General features: G+C 51.7%; 11 protein-coding genes, 1 tRNA gene and 2 rRNA genes (1 of these 14 only partly in view). 5 read left to right on the forward strand and 9 right to left on the reverse strand.

Annotated features, from left to right (window positions below):
- Window positions 1–13 precede the first annotated feature (13 nt).
- On the forward strand, window positions 14–685 hold the full coding sequence (locus tag ACFIO0_RS15525) for a response regulator (RefSeq protein WP_390911311.1): 672 nt from the start codon (window positions 14–16) through the stop codon (window positions 683–685).
- A gap of 387 nt (window positions 686–1,072) precedes the next feature.
- Complete coding sequence (locus ACFIO0_RS15530) at window positions 1,073–1,486, forward strand: hypothetical protein (RefSeq protein WP_390911312.1); 414 nt, start codon at window positions 1,073–1,075, stop codon at window positions 1,484–1,486.
- 14 nt (window positions 1,487–1,500) lie between these two features.
- Here the strand turns inward: ACFIO0_RS15530 and ACFIO0_RS15535 are convergent, their stop codons facing one another.
- The 3 genes from ACFIO0_RS15535 to ACFIO0_RS15545 all read right to left on the reverse strand — a co-directional run bounded on the left by ACFIO0_RS15535 (window position 1,501) and on the right by ACFIO0_RS15545 (window position 3,446).
- Window positions 1,501–2,082, reverse strand: a complete 582-nt coding sequence (locus ACFIO0_RS15535) for a helix-turn-helix domain-containing protein (RefSeq protein WP_390911313.1) — start codon at window positions 2,080–2,082, stop codon at window positions 1,501–1,503.
- On the reverse strand, window positions 2,075–2,401 hold the full coding sequence (locus tag ACFIO0_RS15540) for a hypothetical protein (RefSeq protein ID WP_390911314.1): 327 nt from the start codon (window positions 2,399–2,401) through the stop codon (window positions 2,075–2,077). Before ACFIO0_RS15540 ends, ACFIO0_RS15535 begins: the two co-directional genes overlap by 8 nt.
- A gap of 82 nt (window positions 2,402–2,483) precedes the next feature.
- On the reverse strand, window positions 2,484–3,446 hold the full coding sequence (locus ACFIO0_RS15545) for an IS1595 family transposase (RefSeq protein WP_390911315.1): 963 nt from the start codon (window positions 3,444–3,446) through the stop codon (window positions 2,484–2,486).
- Between the two features lie 108 nt (window positions 3,447–3,554).
- On the opposite strand from ACFIO0_RS15545, the gene ACFIO0_RS15550 reads away from it, so the two are divergent.
- Entirely contained in the window at window positions 3,555–3,785 is a 231-nt protein-coding gene (locus tag ACFIO0_RS15550) for a DUF6471 domain-containing protein (RefSeq protein WP_390911316.1), read from the forward strand.
- Between the two features lie 86 nt (window positions 3,786–3,871).
- On the opposite strand, the gene ACFIO0_RS15555 is transcribed toward ACFIO0_RS15550, so the two are convergent.
- Entirely contained in the window at window positions 3,872–4,642 is a 771-nt protein-coding gene (locus ACFIO0_RS15555) for a hypothetical protein (protein ID WP_390911317.1), read from the reverse strand.
- Between the two features lie 440 nt (window positions 4,643–5,082).
- Here ACFIO0_RS15555 and ACFIO0_RS15560 point away from each other — a divergent pair, with 440 nt between their 5' ends.
- Window positions 5,083–5,625 (forward strand): hypothetical protein, encoded by a 543-nt coding sequence (locus ACFIO0_RS15560; RefSeq protein ID WP_390911318.1) that lies wholly within the window; start codon window positions 5,083–5,085, stop codon window positions 5,623–5,625.
- Window positions 5,622–6,020 carry a pentapeptide repeat-containing protein gene (locus ACFIO0_RS15565; protein WP_390911319.1) on the forward strand — a complete coding sequence of 133 codons (399 nt, stop codon included), beginning with the start codon at window positions 5,622–5,624 and terminating at the stop codon, window positions 6,018–6,020. Before ACFIO0_RS15560 ends, ACFIO0_RS15565 begins: the two co-directional genes overlap by 4 nt.
- A gap of 695 nt (window positions 6,021–6,715) precedes the next feature.
- On the opposite strand, the gene ACFIO0_RS15570 is transcribed toward ACFIO0_RS15565, so the two are convergent.
- The 5 genes from ACFIO0_RS15570 to ACFIO0_RS15590 all read right to left on the reverse strand — a co-directional run.
- Window positions 6,716–6,792: transfer RNA gene (locus tag ACFIO0_RS15570), tRNA-Met, on the reverse strand.
- A gap of 82 nt (window positions 6,793–6,874) precedes the next feature.
- Window positions 6,875–8,035 (reverse strand): DegT/DnrJ/EryC1/StrS family aminotransferase, encoded by a 1,161-nt coding sequence (locus ACFIO0_RS15575; protein WP_390911320.1) that lies wholly within the window; start codon window positions 8,033–8,035, stop codon window positions 6,875–6,877.
- The gene (locus ACFIO0_RS15580) at window positions 8,032–8,961 is read right to left on the reverse strand and encodes an NAD-dependent epimerase/dehydratase family protein (protein WP_390911321.1); all 930 of its coding nucleotides are present in this window, start codon (window positions 8,959–8,961) and stop codon (window positions 8,032–8,034) included. The genes ACFIO0_RS15575 and ACFIO0_RS15580 overlap by 4 nt, the downstream gene beginning before the upstream one ends.
- A 167-nt stretch (window positions 8,962–9,128) precedes the next feature.
- Window positions 9,129–9,243, reverse strand: a 5S ribosomal RNA gene (gene rrf, locus ACFIO0_RS15585).
- Between the two features lie 153 nt (window positions 9,244–9,396).
- A 23S ribosomal RNA gene (locus ACFIO0_RS15590) occupies window positions 9,397–10,975 on the reverse strand (it continues 1,255 nt past the right edge of the window).

Consider the following 10,975-nt stretch of genomic DNA (forward strand, 5'->3'; position numbering starts at 1 on the left):
GAAGGAACAGTCGATGAACATTCTATTGATTGAAGACGAGGCGCGCGTTGCCGACTTTGTCCGCCGTGGTCTTGCGGCGGAAGGCTGGTCGGTCGATCATGCCGCCAACGGAGAAGACGGGCTAGAGCTTGCCGCGCAAAACAGCTACGATGTCGTGCTGCTGGACCTGATGTTGCCGGGCATCCAGGGGCAGGATGTCTGCCGCAAACTCCGTGCGCGCAAATCCAAGATACCGATTATGATGCTCACTGCGCTCGACGGGCCCGAGGAAAAGGTCGAGGGCCTGAAAATCGGCGCCGATGACTACTTGCCCAAACCGTTTGATTTTGACGAGCTTGTCGCGCGCGTGGAGGCGTTGCACCGCCGCGCCACCGGCTATGCCACGGACGTGAGCGACACGATCATCGCCAACGGCGCAATTACGTTCGACCGTGCCTCCCTTGAAGTCAATGTGAAAGACAAACCGATTGATCTCTCGAAGAAAGAGCGCGATCTTTTGCAACTTTTCCTAACAAGCAATGGGCGCGTTTTGTCCAGAGAGCGCATCCTGAATACGGTCTGGGGTCTGAATGCGGACCCTTTGACCAATGTTGTCGATGTATATGTCGGTCGGCTGCGCCGAAAGCTCGGTCAGGAGGGACAACGCATCGTGACGTTGCGCAATGTGGGATACCGAATGACGTAGAGATTTGCGCAGTGCTATTCTGGCGTGGCTGGGTCCCCCTACTCGGCGCTGGCTTCGACAAGGCGGCCTACAACCTGCTTGGAAAACTCGTGCAAGCCTGTGTCTCCGAGGCGCGCTTTAAGCGGAGCAGCCATGCTCAAAGTGACAAGTCTGTGCATGAAACACCAAACGGAAACGCTAATGAGTTCTTCAGTGTGGGGTATGTTCTGGATAGCGATTGTCGTGACTTCGTTGAAGAGAATATCTGCGACTGGTCGGGCATAAGGGCGTCATTCCGCAGTTTTTGGTTGAGTGCTCAAACCTCAAAGCAGACATTCACGGCCTTATGTATCAAACGCACCAACAACATACCTTATAAAAACAGGGCTGTGAATCCATAATACCCGCATGGAACACACGATATTCGGACTTATCAAGAAGCGCGGTGAATTGGCAGGTCAGCACAAGGTCGCTGTGAAGGCGGCTGACGCGCTTAAGGCCGATGTAGACGCCATAGACCGCGCACTGGTGCTGTGCGGCTATCAGGACGACCCCAAGGACATACCAGCGCGTACAAAGTACAAGCAGATGTTTGGACGCAATGAGTTAAAGCTCGCAATCCTAGACACGCTACGGCAAGGACCTGCGGATGATGAGACAATCGCAAAGCTGATTATTGAGCGTAAGGGCTGGGATGCTGACGACGACCTATGGGCTGACGTGCTAAAGCGAACGCGTGACGCCATTCAGAGGGCGCAGAAGGCGGGGTATGTTGTGCAGGACTTTGGGCCGGATGGGTGCTTGTGGAGGCTGGCCCCGTAGGGCCAGCTTATAGGTTAGGCTACTTGGGCGTTTTCATCCCAAAGACCTTCAGTATCCACGTCGCATCCATCGACGCGATCACGACGAAGGGATATTAGCAGCGGAGCATCGTCTACAAGGCGACAGGGCTTAATGTCATCAAATATGCCCATCAGATGCTTTGAAAACTCCGCAAGAGTGGCGTCCTTGGCCTTTGTCGCTGTGCACGACAGAGCAACAGTTAAGGTGCGAAGTTGCTGCTCACTTTGAGGCTGCAGAACCTTCGCCCCACTTTCAAGCCGCGACAAGTGTTCCGGTGTGACACCCATTTTCTTAGCAAGCGCTGTGGCCTTAAGGTCTAAGGCAGACCGTAAGAACTTCAGATCATCACAGTCTAACTTCTGTGGGTGTAAAGCCCGAAGAAATGCGACCGCTCTAACAAGACCCGCTGGATCAGGGATTATTGTCTCAATGACTTCTCCGTTTACATCGATAACCTGTTGGACTGAGTCATAGAGCGCAACTTCAAATGGTGCGCAAAGGATGCCTGTCGCATCAAACACATCCACAACGCGCGTTGTGGAAGCCCCGCACTTAACTGCGGATATATCAAGCATTGTTCTCTCCCAAGATTGCCACGTTAAGTACGCGGATTTTGTAACAGTCACACCACACCTGAGTGCGAATGACCAAATTAGCATCATGGCAAGTCGTTCCTTCAACTTCCCAAAATGCACCGTCACTATCCCTTTTATCGGAATTCGTGACAGAACCTGTTTTCAGTACGTACAGCACATCAGCCAATCCAACCAAATAACCCTGATCCTGAATTAGATCGATATCACTCCAAGTACCTCCAGAATAAGTGATTTCGCTTACGTATGTATTTGCGAATTCACGGAGGAATTCAGTTTCAAAAGCTTCGGTGGCAGCCATGCGCTTGTCCTGTATTATTATATGCTCAATTGTGAAAGTAGACTTAACATGATCTTAGATCAAGCTTATTATTGATCTAAGATCAAGACACACGCTGCCAATACCCTTTCCACTGCCGCGATACTGGCGCACCCATCGCGTTTGAAACGATAATCTCTGCCTGCGTACCGTTGTCAGTGCGGCGATTGTCTTCCAACCATGCAGAGTGGTTTGCGTACTGGTGAAGGTATTGTGGGCTGACATGGTGGTGCTGGCCTTCAACCATGTTGCGCAGGCGAGAAAAGAAGCTTTCCACCATGTTTGTGTGCTTGCCGTGGTCGCTGTAGATTTCTGAGTGATTCACGCGGTCAACGTGGTAGCCCATGTGCAGTTCATCCCAATGACTTGCTTCGTCCGCTGACATTGTGGACAGACGGCTTACGTTCTCATTAGCTAATGCAACGCCCTCTGCCTCGGAAAAGCCGACGAATGGCAGTGTACGGCCCTCACGCTCACGCATGGCGATAACGACGCGGCGTTTGCCTGTCTGGTGCTGCTTAAGGCGACGGTCAACGCGCTTGGCTTTCTCATTATGTGGGCGAATGTGACCACCAAAATATGCGCCGTCAATTTCGATGTGGCCTTCCAGAACTTCGCCAGTGTGGATTTCGGCAGCCATAGCCTCACGCAGCTTGTGAGCCAGCACGAAGGCTGTTTTATACTGGCAATCCAGATCACGCGACAACTGGACCATAGACACGCCCTTGGACGCATTAACGATAATGCAAATAGCGGCCAGCAGGTCCACGAAATCCATCTTGCGCGATGCAAAGATTGTGCCAGATGTAACGCTAAACTGGTGTGCACATGCCTTGCACTTAAACTTGCGGCGCGTGGTGATGTTATAAACTTCGTCATGTGAGCAACGTGGGCAGATCGCCTCGCCGTCAGTCTCAGGCCAGCGCATTTCACAGAACTTCTCATACGCAGCCTGTTCGCCAGCTTTGTAGATGCTGCGAAGGCTGAGTGTGCGTGATGCCGCTGAGAGAAGAAAGTGTTGTGCCATTGTTTTATCGTCATTACCTATGATGTCTATACCCTATTAATAGGGGTTACACATCATCACGTCAAGGGGTATAACCCTATTAATGAGGTATTTACCACGGAGATAGCGATGCCCAAGCACCACACAGACGCGGAATGGTCCGATAAATCAAAGAACTTGCTTCGTTCTGAGTTAAAACGAAAAGGCGTAACCTACGCTCAACTATCTGATTTACTTTCAAAAATAGATGTTGATGAAAATGAAAAAAACATTGCCAATAAGATCAGCAGAGGCGTTTTCACCATGGCATTCTTTTTACAATGTATGACTGCAATTGAGGTGACTGAGATTAGGTTGTGAACCTCGAATCCCTCTTAAAAGGCCCGCTTGCATGGGCCTCGCTTCTATCGGTACTTGCCGTAATTTGCGGCATTTTCATTTGGGACCTATCCGCCGATCAAGCTGAACAAAGAATAAGAGGCGAACAAAGCACCCAATACCACATAGAGTATGCCGAGGACCGTATTGATGAGAAATGTCTTAGTCTTGAGCCTATACCCATGCGGGACTGTATTCATGAGGAGATAGAGGCCGCCCGCGACCATGATCGCGCCAACCAAGACCTTAATGCTCAACAGCAAATGGCCTTTTTCACGAAGATCATGGGTGCCACGGCTGTTGTTGGCTTGGCCCTTGGTGCTGTCTCCATCTTCGTAATTTTCGCGACCCTTAGTGAGATGGGACGGACCAACCAAATTATGCGCGAAGAGCAAAGGCCTTGGCTGGTACTTGACGGCGATATGCGCCACAAAATCTTGAGGCGAATGTATCGAAGTTCCCCTAAAAAAACTATGGCTGTGAATGCGACAAACAAAGGAAGGCTTCCAGCCAAAGATGCCATTTGCACTTTCGCCTTTTATAGTCGTGATACAATTTCGGGGGATGATGTTAGTGCGGTCATCGAGGGCGTGCTCCTTGAAGACTTCGACCGCTTCTTTTTTAATAAAAGCACCATATTCCAAGGCGAGAACGCGAAGGTCAGTATCGAGCCAATGCCAAGTGGCCATAGGGTCTTCGGCAAGGGCGACGAATGGTGTCTTTTGATAGCCTGCTTCTACTTCTGGGAGGACGCTATCAAATTGAGCTGGAAATCCATCGAAATTGATCGGCCACCAGAAAGCGTAATAGAGGCAAGTAAGTATTAAAACCTTAATCACTCACACACCCCGCTTGGTGCGTTTGATACATAAGGCCGCGCATTGCAGTCATCGAGCGTTGCAAAATGCTGCGCACCTGCTCGAATGTCCGCTTCGGGGGAGTTGCGCCGCAGCGTCGAGAGCTTGCGTGAACGGCAGCTTTGGGCCGTCCGTGTCCGGCAAATCGATGCTGATCTGGCTGATGCTGCGCCGCATCCGAGGTCAGTTGTGAGCCCAATCTGCCGGATGCTGCGTAGCGCTCGAATGTCTGCTTCTGACGCGAGCGATGCAAGTTGCGAACGGTGGTCTTATCCTTTCTTTACAAATTGTAAGTAGAACCTGTCTCGCAAGCACTCGGAGGTTCCATACAACACGGTTTCAGCGATTTTCTCCGGCATGGCGGTGACAGCCAGTACATAATAGAGCAGCGACATGGTCGTCTGGTTGGCTACCGCTTGGGATTGTCGCTCAAATCCACTTTCCCAAACTATTCCGCTTTACGAGCCGATTTCAGCGAACGCCTCGACAAGGTGACTTCCGAAAACACTCGGATGCTCCTGAACACGCTGACACCGCCTGACACAGTGCCAACTGTTTCGGTATCCGATTTGCGAGATGTTTCAGACGCCAAAGAGGAAGCCCTCAATGCTTGGGATGCGCGACTTAGGAGCATAAGGGAGCAAGGCAAACGAGAACGAGAGATCGGCCTCGGTGCAGAAGAATTTGGGCTGGTTCCCGGCCCGATTGTACGCGATCCCACAGGCGCGGCAGAGTTCATTGATGCGAACGGCGAAGCATGGGATGTAAAAGGTTTCAGAAGCGATTTCCCGGCTTCAAGTGGTGGTTTTGAGATCGGAAAAGCTATGGATAATGTGGAGAAGGAACTCAACGCAGGCCACAATGTAATCATTGATACAGGCAGACTGAGCGTCGATGACCTAAGTGCTCTGAGAGCAGAAATCGAGCGGAGAGGCTTTTCGGATAGGGTGGTATACCGGCCATGAGAAATATCAATTTGCAAAAACGGCTGGAAGATTTCAGCACCGGACAAGGCAGGAACCGAGAACTAGGAACTTACTTGGAAGAGCTAGGCCTCGACTTCAGAGGAACTGAGCTCGACGGATTGATCCTAAATGGAGCTGTCATACCCGGTTCCAATTTTTCCGGCATGACTTTGCAGGACGTTGATTTTTATGGTGCGAACCTAGGCGGCGCAAATTTCTCTGGGGCAGTCCTAAAGAATGTGGACTTCACGAAAGCAAACCTCGACAATGCCAATTTCACGAACACTACAGTTGTTGGAGGGAGCTGGTTCAGGGCAACTTGTATAGATGCACAGGTTACAGGGCTTACCTTCTCCAGGACTAATCTGGAACGAACATTCCCCCAGCTTTCATAGTGTGCTCGTCGGACGGCTTCTCCCAAAACTCATACGCTTATGTAACTGGAAATAAGGACCATTTGTGACGCTCACAGTTTCATCAAAGCGGACCTCGGCGCAGCCGCAGCGAAAGTTAACTAAGTCCGCACTTTATCAGTTCGCCGATGGCTCGAATTTGCAGATGCAGCGAATGACCGCAAAGCGGGCTGCGCCCGCAGCATCTGGACCTGTCGATGAATGGCATCTGTGGGTGGCTCCTGCATTGCAAGCGTTTTCTGTCGATATTTGCGGTCATTTTTGTCAGTACTGTCGTCTGTCCGGCCTGTTTATGTTTTGGCATTGCCTCCACTGGCCCTCCCTCTCATCGCTGCAAGCAGCGACTGCCGGGCAGTGGATGAATTCCGCGAGCGAGGTTCCGATCGGCTTATCGACCTCAGCCCGAAAGGAAGATCCGATTCTACTGCACCCTGCCCTCGCACAGGTTTACGGTACCAAGATCGCGGCATTGGCTGACAGCCTTAATGACGAGGCGTCCAAACACGAAGCAATCGAGCTGTTGCGCGGGCTGGTTTCGGAGGTGCGTCTGCATCCTGACGAGAACGCGCCTGGTGGTCATCATATTGAATTATTTGGGGAATTGGCTGCAATTTTGGAATTGTCCAGACCTAGAACGAACGAAGCCCGCCGTTTTACGGGCGGGCTGTCGGTTTCATTGGTTGCGGGAGTAGGATTTGAACCTACGACCTTCAGGTTATGAGCCTGACGAGCTACCGGGCTGCTCCATCCCGCGCCAATAAGTGTCGTCTATTCCGAGTCTCTGGCGACTGCAAGAGCATAGCTGGAAAAACGTGAGATTTCTTGGCTGGTGCGAGCTAAATCGCTTTCAACGCCTCGATTGCTTCGGCAATCGGGTAGTGGTGATTGCCAATGAACAAGCCGTGCTGATCTATGAAATCTGCGTTCGTCAGGTCGCCGTGGATTGAATGATCAATGTGCGTCATCACTTCGTTTTTGGCGAAATTACCTGCGACAATCGGGCGACATTCGAACCCCGTTGCGATCAGTTTTTGAACCAGTTCAGCACGCGAAATGTCACTTGGGTCTCGCAACACAAGACTAAAGCCGAACCAGCTGCTGTGCCCGATTTCTTCTTGAATACGGAACAACGGATGCTGTCCCAAATGTTGCTGCACCAACGCTCCGTTTGTACGTCGACCTTCGATCAGCGCGGGCAGTTTTTGGAGCTGTTCCTGGCCCAAAGCACCGGACATTTCCAGGGGTCGTAAATTGTAGCCAGGCAGCACAAAACGAAAGCTCTCTTCGAACGGGTCGTCGCTTTTTTCGCCGGTGACTTTGTTGAACTTTGGCAAGTTTCGTGTCCAGCCATGCGCGCGCAAAGACAGCATCACATGATACAATTCTTCGTCGTCGGTGACCACGATCCCGCCTTCCATCGTCGAAATGTGGTGCGAAAAGAAGGCGGAAAACGTTCCCATTACGCCAAACGTGCCGGCCTGTTTGCCATTGAACGTCGCGCCCATGCTTTCGCAATTGTCCTCGATCACTGTGATGTCGCGCCCTGCGATGATGTGATCGATACGTGTGAAATCATTCGGGTTGCCAAGCAAGTTCACAACCATAATTGCGCGGGTTTTATCCGTCACAGCGTCAGCCAACTGGTCTAGATCGTAATTCAAAGTGCTCTGGTCGATGTCGACAAACTTGAGGTGCAGACCGTATTGCGCGAGCGGAAAGTACGTCGTGCTCCACGAAACTGCCGGCACGATGATTTCGTCACCACGCTTTAGCTTTGGCGTTTTGGTGTAGAAAAGGGCGGCGGTCATCAACAGATTGGCTGACGATCCGGAATTGACCATCACGGCGTACTTACTGCCGAACTGGTTGGCAAACTGCTCTTCGAACATGCGGACTTCGGGGCCCATCGAAAACATATTGGAGTCGATGACCCGCTGGAGCGCATCGTATTCTTTTTGGTCCCACGAAGACGTAGCGAGAGGGAATTTCACGTTCATTTTGCCACTTCCTTTAAGTAGAATTCGTAGGTCTTTGCGAGCCCGTCACGCAACGACGTTTTTGGTGACCAGCCCCAAGCCTGTTGGCGCGCGGTTGATGTCAGCTTTTGCTTCATGCCGACTGGCTTTGACAGGTCGTGGACGAAATTGCCGCTCCAACCGATCACATCTGCCACCGTTTCATAATATTCGTTGATTGTGTGGTCTTGGCCAAGGCCAATGTTCATCAGTTCGGGCATCAAAGTCGGGTCTGCGATCGCGACGTGCACAGCGTCGGCAAGATCAGCGGCGAACATGAATTCGCGTCGGGCTGTACCATCGCCCCAAATTTCGACTTCGGTCGCGTTGGTCGTCTTTGCGATGTGCATTTTGTGAATGATCGCGGGAACGAGATGCGAATGCGCTGGATCGAATTTATCGTGCAAACCAAATAAGTTACAGGGGATCAGTGTTTTGTATTGAGCCGATTGATCTTGCGAACTGATGTATTGGCAAAGGCGCGTCGCTAGAATTTTTGCGAGCGCGTAACCTTCGTTCGTTGGCTCGAGCGGGGCGGTTAAGATCATGTCTTCGGACAGCGGATTGGGCGCTGTGGCTGGGTACATGCACGTCGACGCGAGGTTGATGAGCGTTTTTGCTCCGGATTTTTGCGCCTCAATGATAACGTTGCGACCGATGGTCGTGTTGATGTCCAGAAAACCAACAGGATCCGCCATATTGGCTTGAATTCCACCGACTTTGCCCGCCGCATGAATGACGACATCAGGCTTTTCGGAATCGTAGTAGGCAGCCACAGCATGTTGGTCAGTGAGATCAAGTTCACCCGACGATGGCGCAACGATTTCCCAGTTTTGTGCTGCGGTATGCGCCAATATATTGCGACCAACCATGCCCCGACCACCTGTGATGAACAGTTTCTTGGACATAATTTTGCTTAGCTCCGTGACGGGTTTGATTTTATGATTTGTATCATCAAAAGTTGGGGGAAGACGAGCGGTATCGCTGAACGCAAAATCCGCCCGAGCATTACTGCTGGGCGGTTATTGGTATTGGGTATCGTTTGAGAGATACGATTTAGCTAAGTCTTTACTAGGTCTGGCGATGACCTACTCTCCCACGCCTTAAGACGCAGTACCATCGGCGCTACAGTGCTTAACTGCCGGGTTCGGGATGGGACCGGGTGTTTCACTTGCGCTATGATCACCAAACCAAGAAAAGGCTTAGCTAAAATATCGTGTTGTCCAAGATGGCACAATAACTGTGCTGTGTATGCTTTTGATTTATTGTTCATCGCTTGTTTTATGCGCTACGGCTTTGCTACTTGAGCGCTGCTGTAGAGCTAAATCTTGCTTTTACTGGATCAAATCAAGCCTATCGAGCCATTAGTACCAGTCAACTGAATGCATTACTGCACTTACATCTCTGGCCTATCGACGAGGTGGTCTACCTCGGCTCTCAGGGATACCTTGTTTTGAGGGGGGCTTCCCGCTTAGATGCCTTCAGCGGTTATCCTGTCCGATCATAGCTACCCTGCACTGCTGCTGGCGCAACAACAGGTCCACCAGTGGATCGTTCACCCCGGTCCTCTCGTACTAGGGGCAACTCCTCTCAAGTATCCTACACCCACGGAAGATAGGGACCGAACTGTCTCACGACGTTCTAAACCCAGCTCACGTACCTCTTTAAACGGCGAACAGCCGTACCCTTGGGACCTGCTCCAGCCCCAGGATGAGATGAGCCGACATCGAGGTGCCAAACACTGCCGTCGATATGGACTCTTGGGCAGTATCAGCCTGTTATCCCCGGCGTACCTTTTATCCGTTGAGCGATGGCCCTCCCACTTGGGACCACCGGATCACTATGGCCGACTTTCGTCTCTGCTCGACTTGTCAGTCTCGCAGTCAGGCTGGCTTCTGCCATTGCACTCAACGAGCGATTTCCGACCGCTCTGAGCCAACCTTCGCGCGCCTCCGTTACGCTTTAGGAGGCGACCGCCCCAGTCAAACTACCCGCCACACAGGGTCCCGGATCCGGATAACGGACCGCGGTTAGACAACAAGCGAGCGAAGGGTGGTATCTCAAGGGAGGCTCCACTGGAACTAGCGTTCCAGCTTCAAAGCCCACCACCTATCCTGCACATCGCTAGCCTATTGCCAGTGTGAAGCTGTAGTAAAGGTGCACGGGGTCTTTCCGTCTAACCGCGGGAAACCTGCATCTTGACAGGTAATTCAATTTCGCTGAGTCTATGTTGGAGACAGCGGGGAAGTCGTTACGCCATTCGTGCAGGTCGGAACTTACCCGACAAGGAATTTCGCTACCTTAGGACCGTTATAGTTACGGCCGCCGTTTACCTGGGCTTCAATTCAGAGCTCTCACCCCTCCTTTTAACCTTCAGGCACCGGGCAGGCGTCAGACCCTATACGTCGTCTTACGACTTCGCAGAGCCCTGTGTTTTTAATAAACAGTCGCCACCCCCTGGTTTGTGCCCCCAGCTCCTAGTTGCCTAAGAACCGGGCCTCCTTCTCGCGAACTTACGGAGGTATTTTGCCGAGTTCCTTCAACATAGTTCTCTCAAGCGCCTTGGTATTCTCTACCAGTCCACCTGTGTCGGTTTAGGGTACGATCTAGCGATGGAGCTATTTCCAGGAACCTCTAAGCAGCCCATTCAATCCGATAAGGATGAACTACCCTCGAGATCCGTCACTTCCATCTGGCCCAGGAATATTAACCTGGTTCCCATCGACTACGCCTTTCGGCCTCGCCTTAGGGGTCGGCTTACCCTGCTCAGATTAGCTTTAAGCAGGAACCCTTGGACTTTCGGCGAGAGTGTCTCTCACACTCTTTGTCGCTACTCATGTCATCATTCTCACTAGTGATCTCTCCACCGGATCGCTCACGCGCCGGCTTCACAGAAAGCTCCATGTGTTCAATCACCCCCGA

It is taken from the genome of Pseudosulfitobacter sp. SM2401 (genome assembly GCF_042932805.1).
Lineage (GTDB): Bacteria > Pseudomonadota > Alphaproteobacteria > Rhodobacterales > Rhodobacteraceae > Ascidiaceihabitans.